The sequence below is a fragment of the Leptothoe sp. EHU-05/26/07-4 genome (assembly GCF_043421015.1).
GTDB classification, from domain to species: Bacteria; Cyanobacteriota; Cyanobacteriia; order Phormidesmidales; family Phormidesmidaceae; genus Leptothoe; species Leptothoe turfae.
In genome coordinates this window covers 635,025-655,239 of the sequence record NZ_JAXSQV010000007.1, presented here as the reverse complement: position 1 = coordinate 655,239, position 20,215 = coordinate 635,025, and the positions used below count along the sequence as shown (strand labels likewise).

17 protein-coding genes are annotated in these 20,215 nt (G+C 49.5%); 9 read left to right on the top strand and 8 right to left on the bottom strand.

Annotation, left to right across the window (positions count from 1 at the left end):
* Positions 1–80 precede the first annotated feature (80 nt).
* Both U2F10_RS27325 and U2F10_RS27320 read left to right on the top strand, forming a co-directional pair.
* The gene (locus tag U2F10_RS27325; protein ID WP_163663823.1) at positions 81–1,742 is read left to right on the top strand and encodes a D-Ala-D-Ala carboxypeptidase family metallohydrolase; all 1,662 of its coding nucleotides are present in this window, start codon (positions 81–83) and stop codon (positions 1,740–1,742) included.
* 120 nt (positions 1,743–1,862) lie between these two features.
* Positions 1,863–2,612, top strand: coding sequence for a hypothetical protein (locus U2F10_RS27320; RefSeq protein WP_163663825.1), 750 nt, complete (start codon positions 1,863–1,865; stop codon positions 2,610–2,612).
* Positions 2,613–2,658: 46 nt separating this feature from the next.
* Here U2F10_RS27320 and U2F10_RS27315 read toward each other — a convergent pair whose 3' ends face one another.
* Positions 2,659–3,954, bottom strand: coding sequence for a glycosyltransferase family protein (locus tag U2F10_RS27315; protein ID WP_163663827.1), 1,296 nt, complete (start codon positions 3,952–3,954; stop codon positions 2,659–2,661).
* A gap of 217 nt (positions 3,955–4,171) precedes the next feature.
* Positions 4,172–5,347 carry an RNA polymerase sigma factor, RpoD/SigA family gene (locus U2F10_RS27310; RefSeq protein ID WP_163663829.1) on the bottom strand — a complete coding sequence of 392 codons (1,176 nt, stop codon included), beginning with the start codon at positions 5,345–5,347 and terminating at the stop codon, positions 4,172–4,174.
* Between the two features lie 357 nt (positions 5,348–5,704).
* Here U2F10_RS27310 and priA point away from each other — a divergent pair, with 357 nt between their 5' ends.
* The gene (gene priA / locus U2F10_RS27305) at positions 5,705–8,230 is read left to right on the top strand and encodes a primosomal protein N' (protein WP_499873834.1); all 2,526 of its coding nucleotides are present in this window, start codon (positions 5,705–5,707) and stop codon (positions 8,228–8,230) included.
* Between the two features lie 12 nt (positions 8,231–8,242).
* Here priA and U2F10_RS27300 read toward each other — a convergent pair whose 3' ends face one another.
* The 5 genes from U2F10_RS27300 to nudC all read right to left on the bottom strand — a co-directional run bounded on the left by U2F10_RS27300 (position 8,243) and on the right by nudC (position 11,832).
* Positions 8,243–8,416, bottom strand: a complete 174-nt coding sequence (locus tag U2F10_RS27300; protein WP_499060165.1) for a hypothetical protein — start codon at positions 8,414–8,416, stop codon at positions 8,243–8,245.
* A 138-nt stretch (positions 8,417–8,554) separates the two neighbouring features.
* Positions 8,555–9,448: an anti-sigma factor domain-containing protein gene (locus tag U2F10_RS27295; RefSeq protein WP_499873833.1), complete on the bottom strand. Its 894-nt coding sequence runs from the start codon at positions 9,446–9,448 to the stop codon at positions 8,555–8,557.
* Positions 9,449–9,520: 72 nt separating this feature from the next.
* The gene (locus tag U2F10_RS27290) at positions 9,521–10,105 is read right to left on the bottom strand and encodes a sigma-70 family RNA polymerase sigma factor (RefSeq protein ID WP_499873831.1); all 585 of its coding nucleotides are present in this window, start codon (positions 10,103–10,105) and stop codon (positions 9,521–9,523) included.
* A gap of 181 nt (positions 10,106–10,286) precedes the next feature.
* Positions 10,287–10,877, bottom strand: coding sequence for a metal-dependent hydrolase (locus U2F10_RS27285; protein WP_163663839.1), 591 nt, complete (start codon positions 10,875–10,877; stop codon positions 10,287–10,289).
* A gap of 73 nt (positions 10,878–10,950) precedes the next feature.
* Positions 10,951–11,832, bottom strand: coding sequence for an NAD(+) diphosphatase (nudC, locus tag U2F10_RS27280; protein WP_163700012.1), 882 nt, complete (start codon positions 11,830–11,832; stop codon positions 10,951–10,953).
* A 69-nt stretch (positions 11,833–11,901) separates the two neighbouring features.
* Here nudC and U2F10_RS27275 point away from each other — a divergent pair, with 69 nt between their 5' ends.
* The 6 genes from U2F10_RS27275 to U2F10_RS27250 all read left to right on the top strand — a co-directional run bounded on the left by U2F10_RS27275 (position 11,902) and on the right by U2F10_RS27250 (position 18,827).
* Entirely contained in the window at positions 11,902–12,696 is a 795-nt protein-coding gene (locus U2F10_RS27275; RefSeq protein WP_499873830.1) for an SDR family NAD(P)-dependent oxidoreductase, read from the top strand.
* A 312-nt stretch (positions 12,697–13,008) separates the two neighbouring features.
* Positions 13,009–14,937 carry a polysaccharide deacetylase family protein gene (locus U2F10_RS27270; RefSeq protein WP_499873829.1) on the top strand — a complete coding sequence of 643 codons (1,929 nt, stop codon included), beginning with the start codon at positions 13,009–13,011 and terminating at the stop codon, positions 14,935–14,937.
* Positions 14,938–15,037: 100 nt separating this feature from the next.
* Complete coding sequence (locus tag U2F10_RS27265; protein ID WP_499873828.1) at positions 15,038–16,585, top strand: phytoene desaturase family protein; 1,548 nt, start codon at positions 15,038–15,040, stop codon at positions 16,583–16,585.
* 72 nt (positions 16,586–16,657) lie between these two features.
* Complete coding sequence (locus tag U2F10_RS27260) at positions 16,658–17,335, top strand: transaldolase family protein (protein ID WP_499873827.1); 678 nt, start codon at positions 16,658–16,660, stop codon at positions 17,333–17,335.
* Positions 17,336–17,361: 26 nt separating this feature from the next.
* Positions 17,362–18,096 (top strand): alpha/beta fold hydrolase, encoded by a 735-nt coding sequence (locus U2F10_RS27255; RefSeq protein WP_499873825.1) that lies wholly within the window; start codon positions 17,362–17,364, stop codon positions 18,094–18,096.
* 194 nt (positions 18,097–18,290) lie between these two features.
* Positions 18,291–18,827, top strand: coding sequence for a DoxX family protein (locus tag U2F10_RS27250; protein ID WP_163663853.1), 537 nt, complete (start codon positions 18,291–18,293; stop codon positions 18,825–18,827).
* A gap of 267 nt (positions 18,828–19,094) precedes the next feature.
* Here U2F10_RS27250 and ttcA read toward each other — a convergent pair whose 3' ends face one another.
* On the bottom strand, positions 19,095–19,892 hold the full coding sequence (ttcA, locus tag U2F10_RS27245; RefSeq protein ID WP_163663855.1) for a tRNA 2-thiocytidine(32) synthetase TtcA: 798 nt from the start codon (positions 19,890–19,892) through the stop codon (positions 19,095–19,097).
* Between the last annotated feature and the right edge of the window lie 323 nt (positions 19,893–20,215).

The following is a 20,215-nucleotide window of genomic DNA, read 5'->3' as shown; positions in this document are numbered from 1 at the left end:
TCTACCGTAATTTGTGCAGATGGCAGACACCCAATAGTCACTTATCCTTGTCAAGGTAAAACGTTTGAGCCCATTAATCTATGGCAACACTCGTACCCGATCAGCGCAACTACTACTATCTCTTAGAGGCGGAACGAGCCGGTATTCATAAACCCATTCTGGCGGGTCTCTATACGGTACATCAGGCTCCCCGGCTGATGGATGGTGAAACGGGTCTGGGTATAGCACCTGCCAATAAGATTGCAGTGGCTCAGGTCAACACCTTTCCTGAGCAGGTACAGTATGCTGCCAATACATTACGAGGGCTAACCAATACCCTGACTGCCAATGGTTGGAGTGGCAGCGATTTATGGGATGCCCCCAAGGGGCGCTACAGCGATCGCTTCATCGAGCGGATTGCTGAAGGCTATATGCCACCAGGGGCTGAAGAAAACTCCGCGCGCCTAGAAAGCTGTAATGCTGAAAAGCTTTTAGCGGCCTATCTTGAAGACATTAGCTATGACTATGGTGCACAGGAGTTGCCCCATAATTTGGCCGAATTAGATGATGAGCTACTGGCATTAGCCGATCGCATCGCCCCCAACTACAGTCGTCTAGATTTTCAGCGAGAAGCACTACTGGAGGTTGCCCGCATCTGGCGCAAGCTGGACTCTCACCGGAGTACCATTGAAGCCATGAAAGTTCCCATCAACAATGATGTAGTGGATGAGGCAGCCCTGGATAAAGAGCTAACCAACTTTATCCGCCAGGTATCTCGCTTTTATTCTGGCTATCCCCATCAGCGAGAAGCACTGTTGCGCTTAACCCAACTATGGCGGCAGGTAGATTCCCGGGAAGAGGCGATCGAGTGGCTGCGCTCCCATGATCCACGGGCCAATGAAACCAACCTGCAAATTGTAGATCCGGCCTTGATTGCTTTTGTGCAACGGCTTCCTGACCACTACAAAGGGGATGGCTATCATCGATTTGCACTGACGGAAACCTATCGGATGTGGAAGGAACTGGATTCACGCCCGACCGCTTTGAGCGAGCTAGGGGTAACGCCACAGTTTCTCAGTGCCAATAAGAATAATCCCCCTGCCCTAGCAAAAGCGGCTAAGCAAGTCGATCAGGCTTTACTGGCCTTTATCGACAATGTGCCCAATGTCTATAAAGAGACCGAAGAGCAACGAGAGGCTTTGATCCGCCTGGTGCAAATCTGGCGAAAGCTAGACCGGCGTGTAGATTCGATTCAGTCGCTGTTCGATGATGTGCGGCGTATGACCCGTGCTAATCGTGATTCGGTCGAAGCACCGCCAGCTCCGAAACCTGCACCCCTGCCACCACGCCCCAGCCGTTGGACACCCCATAATCTTCAGTTAGGGGCTTCAATTATTCCCAATGGCAACTTTACCTGGGCTGAGGCTACCCGTGGCGGTACACGCATGCCTCCCAATCAGTCTACTGTAGATGCTATGGTGCGCCTTGCTAAGCTGGCTCAGCAAGCTCGCGATCGCATCGGTCGTCCCTTTCATATCACCAGCTGGTATCGTCCACCCGATATCAATCGGCAGGTGGGTGGAGCTTCCAATAGTCGTCACATTGTGGGTGATGCCATCGACTTCTATGTCGATGGTCTTTCTGGAGATCAGATCTACTGGGCATTGGATCCTTGGTGGCCCGGTGGATTAGGGCGCTATCGCCGTTTCCCTAGGCTGAGCCATTTGGATGCTCGGGGATATCGCGCACGATGGCGTCACTAATTGCACCTATGGCCATCGAAAATTCACAGAGGCTTTACATGTGTTTAGATATATCCTCTTAGTCCGGAAACCCTTGCCCAGGGCATGCTAAATGTAACCGGATAGCACTATTCCTTAGCTATGTCTCATTCTGTTAGTGAGCTCAATCCTTTGATAGCTCAGACTCCTGTAGCTGTCGCTCAACCAAAGAATCCATGGCTGTATACTTCGATCGGTTTAGCGGTGCTATTACTGATTCTGGGAATTGTTTCTCAGATACAGTTTTCGCGGGTACGCAAAAAGCTCAAATTTGAGGCTTACAAGAATAAAGAGCTTCAGAAGCGCGTTAAATTGGCGCTGACGACCATCAGCAAGATGGAGAAAAATCCTGATTTGGTGCATTCTCGAGATTTCAACCTCGATTACCTCAGGATGAGAATGGAAGAGAAGCAGTTCCATTTTTCGGTGCTCAACCAGCTTAAGGTGAAGGTCAAGCAGCGCATCACTGTGGCACTCCGTCCACAACAGGCACAGCAGGGAGTCGTCGGCATTGCCTCCAAACCACGGGCTGTAGACCAAATCTTTGATGTCGAGTATCAGACGGTTCAAGACAACCAAAAGAAAAAGCGAGTGCTCTTTCGAATTCAAATTAAGCTGGTCAAGCTACCCACTCAAGCAACGTCGATCACGGTTCAAGAAATTATCGACTGTATCGAGAACTTCCTAAGCCCTGATCGAGACGATAAATTTTGGCAGCCCACATTGTTAGGGCGCTTAGCCACCATGCATTGGGATCAAAAAGCAAAGCCTACTCCACTGTTAGTGCTGGAACAAACGAGCGAAGGTGTAAATGTCACCTTCCGCAGTTCTAGCAACCGAGTCGCGCTTTAACGACTGTGTGGGGTCTTTCCATGGAACGACCCCACACAGTCATAATTCATGAGGTGAAAACCAGATCTTCAGCACTTGAGTGGTTTTCGTGACCGTTATTCTCACCCAAATTGACAAAAGGGAGCACACGTTTGTCGATTACCTCCTGCATGTCATCAGCAACTGCCTGACCTAAAAGCTGACGCAGATCTGGCATGACAGCCAGGGCACGGGTCCAATCAGGAATTTCAGTCCCAGTGGGGTCCTCTAGATACTGATCACCGGCTTTGATAATCACTTCTTCGAACCGTTCAAGGGTGTTTTCCTCCTTATGACGGTCGTACTGTAACCCGTTGAACTTGGCATCGACAAAATACTGCCGTGCCAGGTCTTGCGCTTCACGGCGAAACTTGATGCGTAGAGATCGCAACTGATCTTTGCCAATGACGACCTGCTCTGTTTCCGTCAATGTGCGCAGTAGGGAGTGCAAAATGTCGCGACACATCTTTTGCAGTCCCTGGCTAGGTGATTGCCCCACATCCTGGTGCTTATGGTCAAAGGTGCCCAGATCTACCTGGGCGATTCGCTTGAGGGCGACGTTCCGATAAACCTCGGCTAGCAATCCAACTTCTAAACCCCAGTTAGCTGGAATACGAGTAGTCAATGCTAAATCGCTGGTTAGGGCAAACTCACCGGAGAGGGGATATCGATAAGCCGATAAGTAAGAGATGTAATCCCGGTGCCCCCATACATCCATCAAAGAATGGAGTAATGGGGCAACAAACAGGCGCGTGACGCGACCATTGATTTTTCGGGGTTCGCTGCCGATGCGAGCGTAGTAGGCTTTGGTAAAGGCAAAACCAAACTCAGGCTCTAAGAGAGGAAAGAGAAGCTTGAGGGGATAGGCACGATCGTAGGTAATAATGTCTGCATCGTGGAGTGCGATCGCGCCAGCATGCAGCGTCGCCAATCCCAGACCTAGCCAGACGGCTCGACCCTTACCACGGTGCATCAAAATATCAAGCCCCTTATCCTGGAGTTGCTTGAGCAACGCTATGACGCGGGGGCCATTCTCCCAAATGATATGAGTCTTCTGAGGTAGAGGGTCAAAAAACTCAACCGCTTTAGCATACTGCTCTGGCGTATCTGCATAGAGACTGACGACGACGGTATTCACGAATGCGCAATCCTTAAGGTGATCGCGAATACGGCTGAGAGCGGGTCTTTCTAGCTCGTCATAAAGGGATGGAATTAAAACAGCGGTTGGCGTATCGCGAGTCAGCTCCAGTGAACGCTCCTCCAATCGCGATATATCGCAACCAAAGTCATGAATCGTCGTGATTCGTTCCTGCTTATAGTCCATATAATCCCTTACACCCGTAGTGTTCAGACATATCATAAGAAAAATATTAAAAAAAATGTGTCCCCAACGCTACAGCGTAATTTGTAACAGTACATACCAATCCTGATCCCCTTGCACTGTTAAGGAATCACTCGCTTACCCCCTGATACCAACCTGTATCAGGGGGTTTAGACGATTATTAAAGTAACTACATCAGCTGTCCTAGAGATGCCAAATGCTATCGCAGCCAGTTTTTCAGGCGAGAGGCAACCTGAGGACGACGGAGCTTGCGCATTGCTTTGGTCTGGATTTGACGTACCCGCTCCCGAGAGAGATTAAAAATACCACCCACTTCTTCAAGGGTATGGGGTTCACCTGTGGTCAAACCATAGCGCAAAGAAATAATGTCCTTTTCACGCTCTGTGAGTACCTCTGTCAAAACATCAGATATTTCCTGACGCATCATGGACTCATTCATCCGAGACTCAGGCGACAGAGTACTGCCATCTTCCAGCAGTTCCATTAGCTCCGTATCTTCGCCTTTTCCTACGCGATGATTCAGAGATAAAGATTTGCGCCGCACCTGCTGTAGACTGCGCAACTGTTCAGGAGTTAAATCTAATTCTGCCGCTAGTTCAGCCTCAGTAGGGGTGCGGTTCAGCTGTTTTCGAAGCTCTCGCTGAGTTTTCTTAAGTTTATTGAGCTTTTCTACAATATGAATCGGTAATCGAATGGTTCTTGCATCATTGGCAATCGTTCGGGTAATACCCTGGCGGATCCACCAGTAGGCATAGGTAGAAAACTTATAGCCTTTGTCTGGATCAAACTTTTCAGCTGCGCGATTTAGCCCCAGAGCACCCTCCTGAATCAAATCCAGAAATGGCACACCTCGATTGAGATAACGCTTGGCAATGGAAACGACAAGACGCAGATTAGAGCGAATCATCTTGCGCTTAGCACTGCGGGCATACTGTAGGCGATGTTGAAAATCAGCTTCGCTACAGTGCAAGGCACTGGCCATTTCCAGGCGAGTGGGAGTACGTTTCAGCTCCTCACCCATTTTCTTGGATAAAGCTTCTACATCAGCTAGAAACTTAACTTGACGAGCTAGCTCAATCTCCTCATCAGCCTTCAGCAGAGGGTAGCGCGCCATTTCTTTAAAGAACGCTCCGACAGCATCATCAGCCAGGGTCTTCTTATAGGCAGAGGCTACTTCTGCGGTCAGCTCAGCGGCTGGATCAGCATTGAGTTCCTCTTCTTGATCAGCACTCTCCGATCGATTCCAACCAGGGAGATTTGATTCTTCGTTAAACTGACTATCTTGACGATTCTCGCTCTCGGGTTTGGGCGCTTGGTCTACCTCAGTCCAAGGTTCAATTACTGCTGTTTCTGGGGAATTAACAGAAGGAGCCATAGTTCCGCAAGAAAAAATCTGTGCCTGAAGGGTTCTGAAAATGTAGCCGAAGGACGTCGTTAACTATCAATTCAGATGAGACTGTATGCAGCCCCAATTACACTATACCAATCTGATTCTGGAGCACTGTCCATTGTGATATTTTCTGAACGATGAAAACTCTTATTTATCAAGGTTTTTGTAGCTTTTGTAACGTTTGATTCCATTCGTTGCGCCATGTAAAGTTTTCATGACATTTAATCCGGAAATCATGCTTAAAAACCGCTTATTTTTGTTTTTTATTTAATAACTTAAGTCCTTTATTTTTTGTTTGTTAGACGTCTATAGACGTCTATGTTTATTATTAATTTAGATTGCATGCCTCAACCTGAACCCCCCTCTCCATATGCTGTTGAGCTTGTTGAAGTGCTGGTAGATTGCCCTGGGATACAGGAACTTTATACATATGGAATTTCTGGGAATTTATGCGTTGAACCTGGCGATATTGTCAGTGTGACCTTTGGGGGACGTCAGCTAGGTGCGATCGCAATTCGTTTGTCCTCAATGGCAACAATGCCAAACCTGGATTATCAGCTCCGTAATATCGACACAATTATCAGTCAGGGCTTTTTTTCTAAAGATTATTGGAAATTATTAGAACAAGTTGCTGATTATTATCAGACTCCCCTGATTCAGGTGATTCGAACAGCTTTGCCACCTGGTTTGTTAGGGCGTTCTCAACGCAGAATTCGCCTCAAATCTTTACCCCAAGATACGGCCTTTTTATCTGGGTTAGACGCCCTGAGTCCGCCTGCGCAGGCTCTGATAGAAAGCCTGCGTCGCTCGCCTCAAGGCGATTACACATGGCGCTATTTGCGACGTCAACATGAACGGGCCAAGGCGGGGTTAGATCAGCTACTGCATCAGGGGTGGGTAGAGAGTTATCTAGCGCTTCCCAAACCCCCCCGCCCCCAACAGCGCCAGGCCGTGAGTTTACTGGCTCCTAATGTTCCCACAGACGACCTAACTAACCGACAGCAGGAAATTTTAATCACTCTGAAACGTCATGGGGGTGACCTATGGCTCAGTGATGCCCTACAGCGACTAAAAACGACCAGTGCCACTCTGCAGCGACTCGCAACTAAAGGCTATCTGCTGATTGAGCCAAGAGAGCGTTTGCGGGTGAGTCATCACTCGCAAGCTCCCGCAGACCATCCGAAAAAACTCACAGATGAGCAGTTTCATGGGCTATCTACCCTCAATCAGCTGTCTGGTTATGCCCAGGTCTTACTGCATGGTGTAACGGGGTCTGGCAAAACGGAGGTATATCTACAGGCCATTGCGCCGCGTTTAAAGGCGGGAGATTCAGTATTAGTGTTGGTGCCTGAAATTGGACTTACCCCCCAGCTAACAGACCGATTTCGGGCGCGGTTTGGTGAGCAAGTGTGTGTTTACCACAGTGGTTTGTCCGAAGGTGAGCGCTATGACACCTGGCGACAGATGCTCGATGGCGAACCCCAGGTGGTAATTGGTACCCGTTCGGCCATTTTCCTGCCACTCCCCCGCCTTGGACTCATTGTGCTGGATGAAGAACACGACAGTAGTTTTAAGCAAGACCAGCCAGCCCCCTGCTATCACACCCGCACCGTGGCCAGGTGGCGGGCAGAGATGGCGGATTGTCCGTTAGTGTTGGGTTCGGCAACGCCTGCGCTGGACACCTGGGTTGCGGTGACAGATCCAAATAATGCTGTGGGAGCATTCCATGGAACGCCCACACAGCATTATTTGACCATGCCCAATCGTGTGCATCAACGGCCGTTACCCCCCGTTAATGTGGTCGATATGCGCCTTGAACTTCAGGCTGGCAATCGTTCTGTCTTTAGTCGTTCGCTCACAACGGCCTTAGAACAGATGCAAGCTAAGGGTGAGCAAGGTTTACTTTTTATTCATCGTCGTGGCCATAGTCGCTTTGTTTCCTGTCGCAGCTGTGGCCATGTCATGCAGTGCCCAGACTGCGATGTATCCCTGGCATATCATCAACCGCAGGATGGTGGTACCGCTTACCTGCGCTGTCATTATTGCGGCTATGGGCAACGACATCCTGACCTGTGCCCCAGTTGTGAATCGCCTTACCTCAAATATTTTGGCAGTGGTACCCAGAGGATTGTGCATGAGTTGCAGAATCAGTTTCCAGGGTTGCGCTGTCTACGGTTTGATAGCGATACGACGCGGGCAAAGGGGGCTCATCGGGCTTTGTTACAGCGGTTTGCAGCCGGTGAGGCGGATGTCTTGGTAGGTACGCAAATGCTGACCAAAGGCATTGACCTGCCTCAAATTACGGTGGTGGGTATCGTTGCTGCCGATGGACTATTGCACATGCCGGACTACTGGTCGGGGGAACGCGCCTTCCAAACCTTGACCCAGGTGGCTGGGCGAGCCGGACGAGGTGAACGACCAGGACAAGTCATTTTGCAAACCTACACCCCAGATCATCCGGTAATTGGGGCTGCTAAGGACCATAACTATCATGACTTCATCAGTCAGGAAATTGAGCACCGGCAGCTGTTAGGCTATCCACCCTATGGTCGCTTAGTGCTGTTAAGGTTCACCAGCCCAGTGGAGACTGAGGCTGAAGCGGCTGCGCAACAATGTGCTCAGAAGCTACAGAAGTTGATTGCCCCCACTAAGGACCCATCGGCGTCATTGGACGATCTTGACCTGGCGGGACCTAGTGTATTGGGTCCGACGCCAGCACCTATCTTGCGGGTGGCGCGACGCTTCCGCTGGCATGTGTTACTAAAACTGCCATTGGAAAGGCCAGTGCCGGATTTGACATCATTGCGATCGCACTTACCCAAATCCGTCAGGCTCACCATCGATGTCGATCCGCTCAACCTCAGTTAATGGCCCATGTGCCTAGAACACCATATCGCGCCAATGCCATTCCGTAATGGTCGTATGGGACTGGGGACTATCGGTTTCGAGCTGTGGTGGAGAAACAGCAGCCATCGCATGCATCGGCATTGCCAGTGCTAATCCGGCTGCTAAGATCCCGCTCGAAAGCCTATTTGAAGCGTGCCAGCTTTTCATAGGGACCTCCTGGTATCAAATTAGACTGTTTCAGTTACCAGGATGAGCATTAAGTCTGAGATTTTACTGAGGTGGCCCTAAACCAATCTTAAATTTTTGTAGCCTAGACTACACGACTCGTCAGTGATGTTTCTAGGGTCAAATCTCACCAGTTAATACAGGTGGACCTTTCGGAACATGGGGATCGACGATGGCATCAACGGTAATGATCACTCTAAAAGGGGTGGCGTTGCAGAGGGTGTCCGGGACTGTCCACTGCACATTCCCCACTTCAGTGTTATTGAACTCACCGCAAAACATGGGGTCTGACGTTTCTGTTGCCACTGACCAGAGACGATAGATCTGTCCTGCTGGTAATACCGGTAAATTGTGGGACACCAGCTGAACTTCTGAATGATCAGGCAGGGTCAATAAACTGCCCGATGACTTGACAGCATTACCGGTACCTTGCAGAGAATACACCAGGGCATTGGGCTGGCGGAGAATATCGATCACTGGCTCAACGTTGGCCTCGTTTAGCTGGGCCTGGGATTCATCCAGTTTGGCTTGTAGAGTTCGCTGCTCAGCTTTTGCGGCTTGCTGTTCCATGCGAGCATTGTCTAACTGGGCTTGCAGGCTCGTCTGCTGCTGCCGCAACCGATAGTTGTCTGTCCCTATGATGGCAATCATTAGGGCCGCTGCCATGGCGACCGCGTACCAGCGGCGCTGCCATGCTCTGGGTTGCCTTGATCCGAGGGCTGGTTTTCTGGTTGCTGGTTTTCTAGGCTCCATAGGCGACTGCTTGAGTTGTTGGGCTGAGGCGACGATAGTCTCTTCCAAACCGCCAGGTAGAGATTGGGGATCTAGGGCATAGGGCACCAGGGCCAAGGTTTCTTGGTATGCCAATACCTCGGCTTGCAGTTCAGGTCGCTGAGCCAAAAGTTGTTGAAGTGTGGCCTGCTCTTCCGGTGATAAATCGCCGAGGGCATAGCCTGCGAGTAAGTCATGCCAATCGGGATGCGGGTCTGTAGTGGGTGGCGAATCGAACGACATAGTGGTCTGGCAAAAGTGTGGTCTGGCAAAAGTGTGGTCTGGCAAAAGTTGGGATAGTACGTTAGACGGGGGCTAAAGGTGGTCTTGTAGTGTCTGGCGGAGCTTACGCAGAGCTTGTCGAGAACGGGACTTAACGGTGCCTAGGGGGACATCCAGGCGCTGGGCAATTTCTGACTGACTAAGTCCCTCGTAGTAAGCAATTTCGATGACCTGGCGTTCTTTGTCGGAGAGTCTGCTGAGGGCTTGGCGGGTGCGCTCTCCTCGCTCCGTCAGGGTGGCCATGTCTAGGGGGGTGGAGGCTACATCTGCCATCATGAGGTGCCATTTATACAAACGCTGGCGATGGGAAGTTTGCGATCGCAACCGATCAATTGAGCGTGATCGTGCCAGGACGACCAGATAACGGCTGAGGGAGCCTCGTGTTGCCTGATAGGCGTCCTTGCGCCATAGCGTCAGAAATACATCCTGGGTGATTTCTTCAGCTTCTTCATCACTGTGGAGAATGCGACGCGACAGGGTATAAACTAAGCGGCCATAGCGTTGATACAGCATCCGCAGAGCCTCTACTTGACCAGCTCGCAAGGATGCCAGCAGATCTGCATCGGAGGAAATGGCATCGGATGTAGCCGTTTCCTCCCAAGATTCAATTGGCCCCATAGGTTTAATCAGAGACTCCTAAGCTTGAACAGGCATATTAATAACATCGGCAAGGACCGAATGCTGTCAGCATACTATTGAGTTGTTCTATCAAACTCTACGGAGCCATGACACCGATTGAGTTGTTCTATCAAACTCTACGGAGCCATGACACCGGTGGATTGAAGTGGGATGACTTGGATTACAGATAAAACCCGGCATAAATCACCCACATTAATCCGTTGCTAACTAGTAACAGGCCTTTAACCCAGCGTGATTGCAATAGTTGCCAAACCCGTATGCTAGCCACCATCACCAAAAGAAATTCCACCAGGGCCACGATGCCCCCATGGTGATCAGGGTCCCAATAGGAAATTGAACTTTCATATCGAAAATTGCTGAAGGGCCAAAAATGCCGATGACCATCGTCTACGTGCACAGGTAAATCGCCCAGGCAGTGCAAAATGACGCTAGCGGCTAGAAAAATAACTCCGAGGCTCAAGGGCTGCCAGACTGGATAACGTCTTCCCACCCAGAGGGCGAGGGCAATGACTAACAGCGCCAGCGGAATCGAATTGCCCACATCAAAAATTGTTTGCCAGAACGGCTCATAGTAGGCCTCACGCCAAATGGTGGCTTCATCCATCTGGACTATCAGTTTGGCCCATCCATAAAAGCCAAACATGGCTAGATCTGGCACCAGTGCTCCCCAAAAAATGGAGGGGTTGAGGTGCGATCGCGATCGATGGCCCAGCAGTGCAAGGTTAAGGATGACGTGGCTCGGGGTGTTCATGGGGGAATCGTAAGCAATGGTTGGCAAGGGATTAGAGAATGGGTTTGCAAGATAACCCCTTACTCCCTACCCTCTAATCCCCTGCCGCGATAAACCAATCAATGAGTTGTCTAGCAATACTGAGCTTGCCAGGCACAGGGGGCAGGGAGTCTTTGGTAAACCACCCTGCTGTTTCAATTTCATTTGGATCGACAACAATGTCACCGCTGGCATAGCGGGCTGTAAATCCAATCATAAGTGAATTGGGGAAAGGCCAGGGCTGAGAACCAAAATAGCGAATATCTTTGATCTCAACCCCCACTTCTTCTCGCACTTCACGCGCTACGGTTTCTTCTAAGGACTCTCCCGGCTCAACAAATCCGGCCAGCACACTGTACATGCCCTCCCGAAACCGGGGGGCACGGGCTAGTAGGACTTCAGATCCGCGAGATACCAGCATGATGACCGCAGGCGATAGCCGGGGATATTGCCTGAAGCCACACTGGGGGCAGCACTTGACTCGTTCATGTTTTGACTGCTCCATGGGCGTAGCGCAGCAGCCACAGTACTGGTGGGTGCGATCCCATTCCACTAACTGGGTGGCGCGTCCTGCCAAGGCAAAGAATGGATCGCCTAATAGACCATATAGGTTTCGCAATGGTCTCAGGTCGAGCCCTGCCGGTAGCTCTAAATCTGAGGGTAGTTCTGCTCCGTAGCAGGGTGAGTTGACCAAGGTGCCCAGGTATTGCGATCGCACCACCCTAACCCCTAAGTCTTCTAACGTTTCCACCTGAGGAATCCCGATGGTTTCCTGCGTACCCTCCACCTTAAGGGTCACCAGCATCCGAGAGCCACAAAACCCAAACCACCACCCCAAACCGGCAGGGGCTGCCGTCGGATCAACGCCTGCAATAAAACCTGAGGGCATTGCAAAGGGGGACGGCTCCTTCATATCAGGAGCTGCTAATTCATTCATGCTGCTTAGCCTGTGCAAACTGCCTGCGCTATCTTACGCTAATGCTCGATCACACCCCATCCCCATGTCATGACCGATCAACCCTTAATAAGTTCACCCTCTATTTTTGCGAGCATACGGTCAGGTCAGGCCTTGATTGTCGGTGGCAACCGGGGCATCGGCCTTGGCTTTGTCAAACACCTGCTGAAGGATCAGCGGTTTGATCAGGTGTTTGCCACCTACCGGACTAAGACTGCTGCGTCAGAACTTCTGGAGCTTGCCCAAACCCATGACAGGCTGCATTGCATCGCCATGGACCTAACCGATGAAGCAGCGATTGAAAGCGGGATAGCTCAGATTAAAACGATGACCCCTGAGTTACATTTTGTGGTTAACTGCGTGGGCTTTTTGCATGATGGTGCGATCGCGCCAGAAAAAGCACTCCGACAGCTACAGCCAGATCATCTGATGCGCTATTTCCAGGTCAACAGCATTGGGGCAGCCCTACTGGCAAAACATCTACTACCATTGCTTAATCACAAACAGCCCAATGTTTTCGCCACCATCTCTGCCAAAATCGGCAGCATTGAAGATAATCGCCTTGGTGGCTGGTATGGCTATCGAGCCTCTAAAGCGGCTTTGAACATGCTCCTCAAAACAGCTGCCATTGAATACAGTCGCCGGAGCCAGCAAACAGCGATTGTGCTGCTTCATCCTGGTACTACGGATACACGACTGTCAGAGCCGTTTCAACGGGGGGTGCCTCCCGATAAACTGTTCCCAGTCCCAAAAACCGTAGGACTCCTCATGAATGTCTTAGGTAACGTCACCCTAGACGATAACGGCTCATTTTTCTCATGGGATGGCAGTCAATTGCCTTGGTAAACAACTAAGCTCCTATTTTTGAAGTTTTGCAAGAGACATTGGCGTTTTATTACTAAATAGCTGAATTCGTACGACTCCTTAGATAAACTGACTTCAGTCTTCAGAGTTTAGGACCCTCTGAAGTTCAATACCGAACCGGTTCATTTAAAAGCACCTATACTAAGGCCACTCCAGCAATGCTGCTCTGCTAGTTGGGGTGGCTTTGTTATGCGCAGATTTTTATTTTTTCTTAATCTTCTGCTGAAGTTATCTTATCCTGAGTGCAGTAGTCTTGCTCCGTTATTGTTAAAGTTAGCGTTAAGGGTTCCTTGCATGGAGGCTTGTGATTTAGATGTTTCGTCCCAAGGCCAGTCACAAGCACGGTTTCGACACCTATTTCGAGGCAGGTCTGCACTTATAGCGACCCTGCTTGTTATTTGTAGTGGTGGCCTTTTATACGGTGCTAGTGAAGTAGATACCCATACAACGGCTGATTCTTCCATTGCCTTTAATCAAGAGCTGCTGGATGGCATTGAGCGAGTAAAGGCGAGTTTGCCCTCCCCTGCCATTGCTCCCATTGTTTTCAATACCTGGGTTGATGAAGACTTGGCCGATGATGTTCTTGAAACAACACCGTCACAGACATTCTCAGCTACTGACTATTATTGTTTGCCCGCTCCGCAATCTGCGGATTCTACCGAGAGTCTTGGGCACACATTGTCAGCTCTAGGCACTCAGGTAAATCAAGACAGTCAGAGCCAAATTTCGCAATGGGTGGCTAGTCTGACCGCACAGATCGAATCTGCACGCTGGCCACAGCTTCATGACCGTGCCCAATTGTCCAAAGTACCTGTGATTATGTATCACGATGTACTCCCTGAAAAAGAAGTTTTCTTCGACATTACCCCTGGACGCTTAAACGAAGATTTTCGAGCGATTCGTGCTCAAAATCTAACACCCATTAGTCTCGATCAGTTGGTTAATCACCTTAGAACCGGGGTGCCTCTGCCTGAAAAACCTGTTGTTTTGACCTTTGATGATGGGTATGTAGGTCATTACGACTATGTTTACAAGTTAGCTAAGTATTACAACTATCCGGTAGCCCTCTCTATCTTTACAGACAAAGTTGACGGCAAGATTGTGGGACGCTCCACCCTTGACTGGGAACAAGTGGAAGAAATGGCCCAAGACCCATTAGTAACTGTTATCTCTCACAGCGTGACGCATCCACGGGATCTGCGAGAACTGCCAGATGAAGACTTGCGCTATGAATTAGAGACATCTAAGGAACGCTTAGAGACAAAACTCGGCATCCCAATTCATTACTTTACCTATCCAGAAGGCAAACATGATGAGCGTGTTGTAGAGGCTGCCGAAGCAGCAGGCTATCAGGCTGCACTGATTATGCGTAATGATTCAGGTCGATTTGCAGGAGAGTCAGAAAATCTTTTGACCATTGAGCGATTTGGTGAATCTCGTTTTTATGAAGTTATTGAGTCAGCGTGGGGTGGTCCTCCGTTGTCAGGCTTTAAACCTACCCCAAACTTCAAATCTCCTATTCAACGATTGGAGATCGAGATCGATGAGATCCCGATGACCTTGATTAGCGGTGGTCAACCTACAACCATCCATGCTGATAGCCGTTACCCTCTGGCTGACATTGTTGCTGACTCCGATGCGATTGCTGCTGTGGATGGTACTTTCTTCTCTCTAGAATTCCTGGACTCTAACACTATGATTGGGCCGGTGCTCAGTCAAAACACAGGGGAATTTATTCCTGGAGATGAAGGTGATATTTACAAGCTCAAAGGTCGTCCCTTAGTTTTAATGAGCCCTCAGGAAGCCAAGTTTCTTCCTTTTGACCCAGCACAGCACAACACATTAACAGGCATTCAAGAAGAGATGCCGGACGTAACCGATGCGTTTGTTGGTGCAGGTTGGTTGGTGCGGGAACAAGAGCCCCAATCTGCAGCTACATTCAAGAATCTGTTTGCCTATGAGGAGCATCGATTCCGGGCATTTTGGGGCATAAACATGGAAGGACAACCTGTTGTTGGTGCCACCCACGCTCAAATTGATTCGGTAGGTCTAGGTGAATTGCTGATGCAAGCAGGTTTTCACCATGCAGTCATGCTAGATTCCGGTGCGAGTACTTCCCTGGTGTACCAAGGAGAATCTCTGATCGGGTTTGAGTCACGGACGGTACCCCATGCGGTGGCATTAGTACCCTCGGCTGGTAGTAGCTGTGGTGTTGCCCAGTAATCAAAAATAATTTTGCAGAGACGTTGCATGCAACATCTGTACGCCAATAAAGTTAAAGCTTGGGGAGTTGTGATGCCTAATTAGTGGAGACGATGATTGCATGGAGCGGACGCAAATTGTTGTGATTGGCAGTGGCATTGGTGGCCTCTGCTGTGCAGCGTTATTAGGGCGCTATGGCTACGATGTCATCGTGTGCGAAAGCCACAGCATCACGGGTGGTGCAGCCCATGGATTTGAGCGAGGTGGCTTTTTATTTGATTCTGGTCCGTCTCTGTACTCAGGCCTATCCCATAGCCCGTCTCCCAATCCATTAAGACAGGTGCTAGATGCCATTGGCGAAGATGCAAATTGGCTTAATTATGATACTTGGGGATGCTGTTTGCCAGAAGGTGACTTTGACACCACGGTGGGTTCAGATCAGTTTTGTGATGTTCTACAACAGCTACGGGGGGCACAGGCGGTGCGCGAGTGGCGGCATTTACAACAGGTCATGCGGCCCTTAGGGGCTGCCGCCATTGCTTTACCACCTGCCGCGATGCGATTTGACCTGGGAGCTTTTCAGACCGTTAGGCATTTTCTACCGTCGTTGCTCCAACAAGGCGTGCATGTAGCTAAACTCACTGGCCCCTTCAGCCGCATTATGGATGGCATAGTGCATGATGACTTTGCCCGTCATTGGTTAGATATGCTGTGCTTCCTGCTTTCTGGATTACCCGCTACGGGGACCATAGCAGCGGCAGTGGCCTTTATGTTTGCTGATTGGTATCGCCCCGGTGTACAGCTTGACTATCCCCAAGGTGGCAGTGCTGCTTTAGTGGCTGCCCTAGAGCGTGGGCTAAAAAAGTATGGTGGTGACATCAGGTTAAATGCCCACGTTGAAGAGATCTTGTTAGAGGGGGATCAGGCGGTTGGGGTGCGTTTGCGTAATGGACAGGAGATTCAAGCTACAAAGGCAGTCATTTCTAATGCATCGGTTTGGGACACTCTCAAGTTGTTACCGGCACTACCTGCAAAGTATAAGCGGTTTGAGCAAAAGCGCCAGGCCACCCCTGAGTGCGACAGCTTTATGCATCTACATCTGGGGATTGACGCCACTGGCCTGGATCAGTTGGCCTGTCACTACATTGTTGTTAATGACTGGAGTCAGGGGATAGATGCACCCCAAAATCTAGTACTAATTTCTATTCCGTCAGTGCTAGATCCAAACTTAGCACCAGATGGCAAGCACACGATTCACGTATACACGCCTGGCAATGAACCCTATGGGGTATGGGCTGGTTGCGATCGCAAGAGTGCTGAGTATGCCCAGTTAAAACAGCAGCGAGCTGAGGTCATGTGGCAAGCGCTGGAACGTATTATTCCTGATATTCGCTCTCGATGTGCCGTTACCCTGGTGGGCACCCCCCTAACCCACGGACGTTTTCTCCGTCGCCACCACGGATCCTATGGTCCTGCCATTCGTGCTGGGCAAGGTGTTTTCCCTGGTCCACGTACACCAATCCAGCAACTTTGGTGTTGCGGTGATTCGACATTTCCAGGCATTGGCTTACCTGCCGTGGCTGCCAGCGGTATGGTGTTAGCCAATACTTTAGCGCCTGTTAAACAACATCTGGAGATGCTACGAGACATTAATGTGCTGAATTCCTAAAAATCTCTCTAGTTTCTACTCCCGATTCTCCCTCTCTTATGAAATACTCGGTGCAGTTACTGGAGCTCTACTGTGAATTTACGTCTGTATCTAGATACGGCTGACACTGCTGTCTGGGAAACCTGGCTACCCATAGGTATCTTTTATGGGGTCACGTCTAACCCGCTGTTGTTAGAACGGGCACAGGTTGCCTGTACTGTTGACTCATTAACTCAGTTAGCTGCAAAAGCGTTTAGCCTAGGAGCTAAGGAAGTTCAGCTGCAAACCTGGGGTGATAACAAACAGGCTTTAATCACTACAGGGCAGGCTTTAGCTAAGATTGATCAGCGTGTGGTAGTGAAAGTTCCCATTACACACCTAGGGACAGCCGCTGCTGCCGCCTTGATTGCCGACGGCATTCGAGTAACCATGACGGCTGTGTATGAAGTGCCACAGATTCTGGTTGCTGCTGCCCTAGGTGCAGAGTACGCAGCTCCTTATCTAGGACGAATCAATGATTCAGGCCGTAATGGACGAGAGACACTGGCTCAAATGCAACAGGCGCTTGATGGCGTAGAAAGTTCAACGCGCATCTTAACAGCCAGTATCCGTGATGTAGACGATATTGCCTATTTAGCAACCCAAGGCTTGAATACATTCACCTTTGCACCCCGGATTGCTGAAGCATTCTTTAACAGTGAGCAAACTGTAGAGGCAACAGCCGCCTTTGAGGCATGTGCGATCGCAATGGGTGCAAACAGTACACGCTAAAGACCTTTGGCAAAAGGAAGACTCTAATGAAGACTCTATGGTGTCTCCACGGTAACTTGCAACAACCTGAGGTGTGGAGTGAGATCACTCAGGGATTACAGTCTAGGATGCCAGAGCTAAAGATACATCTGGTTAATCTATGGGATACCCTGGATGATGACTGTTGGGCTTGGGCGCATGCTTTCTGTAAAAAAGTTCAAGCAATAGCAACTGACCAGCCAGAGACTCAACAATATCTGTTGGGATATTCTCTGGGTGGGCGGCTAGCCTGGCATGCATTAATCGCTAGGCCCGCCCTTTGGTCTGCGGCTGTTATTGTTAGTGCTGATCCAGGCATAGTCAGTCTTCAACAGAAAGAACAATGTTTAAGGCGCGATCGCACCTGGGCCAATCGATTTCTCTCGGAGCCCTGGGAAGAGCTATTGACCGAATGGGATCGGCTGCCTGTTTTTTGTAATCGGCCATGTGCGACGCCTCGCCTGGAAGCAGACTTTGACCGGTCAAAAATTGCGCGGGCATTTGAAGTGTATTCCAAAGGACAGATGGATGATATGCGATCGCACCTGGCTGAGCTCTCCATCCCCATTACCTACATCACAGGCAGTGAGGATAAGCGTTATCACCAAATCGGTGTGGAGTTAGCTCATCAAGTACCTAGCCTCCGCCACATCAGCATTGAGCAAGCAGGGCATCGAGTCCCCTGGGAACAGCCCGCCACCTTTCTTGAAATACTGCATCGGATACTTGTGAAATCTGTGTAATCGCTTGGAGGCGTTATAGCTATGGGCACATACCAACCAGCCATTAATGACACCCATAAATGCCTAAGCCTTTATTTTTAAAGGTTCAGACCATCCATGGGTGAAATCTTCAATAAGTTGCATTTACGTTTCTTAATTAACTGGTTACAATTTTTAATATATGAAAAACGCAGTTTGACACGCACCCTATAACCATGGCATTCAATTCTTTGCTCGTTTCTTTATTCAGGCCCAACGTCAAGTTAAATTTAGGTGCCCAGACTACCTTCGCTATAGTCAGGGTTGTAGTCGGCATCATGATGGTGCATAACGGCTTTGACAAGCTGGCCAACATTGAGAGTTTTGCGGCTGCTTACGTAGAGTATCTAGGATTGCCATTCCCTATTTTTCTTAGCTATGTGGCGGCCTACACTGAGTTGATTGGTGCTCCACTGGTTGCCTTTGGTTTGCTCACAAGACCTGCGGCTTTTGGTCTTTTGGGCACCATGTGTGTAGCCATGTATCACCACATTAAAGTGGCTGGCCTTAGTCTGCCTTATTTAGAGCTATCGGCCATTTATGCGGCTATTTTCTTGTTTTTTACGGTCAACGGAGCAGGCTTGTTCTCGATTGATGGTCTGCTGACCTACTGGTTGAATAAGAACGCTCTGTCGGAGAAGGCTAAGCAGGTGATGAAGCTGGAAAAGAGCTTTGAGGCATCATCTGCTGAAAAAACTACTGTGGCCTCCTAGGAGTACGCCAAGGTTAAAAATTTAAAATGCTGATGGATAGAGGACTGCTCTTTTTTAGGGCAGTCCTTCAATTGTGGGCGTTGTTGATCCTCGACAGACTTTAATCTAAAAAATACGGAGGCAAGGAGCAAGCCATCAATAAATTCTAAAAGTAAAGGTTGAAGAGACGTTCCATGGAACGTCTGTACACCCAAAATTTGGCAGCTAATTGATTTTATTTCCTAAGCTCATGCTGCCAGTTAGATGCCGTGCCTCTATTCGCAACAGCTAATTTTTCTCCGTAGTCAACCCCTTGAAGTCAAACAATTCGCTGTCAGCCAGCTGTGATGGAGAAACATTTTGAATACTGCGGAATAAGCTGTCAGTACGCCCCGGAAATTCTGTTTCCCATTGCTGTAACATCTGTTTAATGTTGGCGCGCTGAAGATTCTCTTGGGAGCCGCAGAGATTGCAAGGAATGATAGGAAATTCTCGATAGCGTGCATAACGCGCGATGTCGTTTTCTGGGCAATAGGTCAGAGGGCGAATAACAATGTGCTTGCCATCATCTGTGCGGAGCTTAGGCGGCATCGCCTTGATACGTCCACCATGAAACATGTTTAAGAACAACGTCTCGACAATGTCATCGCGGTGATGGCCCAGGGCAATTTTTGTTGCACCTTCTTCAGTGGCAACCCGATAGAGAATTCCGCGCCGCAGACGAGAACATAGACCACACATGGTCTTGCCTTCAGGAATAATGCGGGTCACCGTGCTGTAGGTATCTTCCTCCACAATGCGATAAGGCACGCCGACAGATTTTAAATACTCAGGTAGTATGTGCTCTGGGAAATCGGGCTGCTTTTGATCAAGGTTGACGGCTAACAAGTCAAACTTGACTGGAGCACTACGCTGCAACGACATTAACAGAGACAGCATCGTATAGGAGTCTTTACCTCCGGACAGACACACCATGACCTTGTCACCGGCTTCAATCATGGTGTAATCATGAATAGCTTTACCCACTAACCCCCGCAGGCGGGCTTCCAATTTCTTTGCATTTTTGGAGGGTAAGGTGGCAACCATAAAGTCTGTGTCACGATGGGATTTTTGCTATTTTACGCCATGACCCCAAGGGAAGATATGTTCAAAGTCTGCAATGTTGATCAGGAACCTCGCCCCTAAATTTAGCTTCATCACAAAGGGGAATAGAGGCTGAAGCACCCATATGGCCACTGTCCATGCCATGGCAGCAGCAGATCTGCACGTTCATTACCAAAATTTAACTCTAGAGGGCTAAGTCGTCTAATCTTCAAATAATCTTCGTTAATTCTTGATTCGCAACCGTATTGAGAACAACAAGTACCTGGACAGATGGCAGCCAAAATTGTATTACCGTTGGCGGAAAA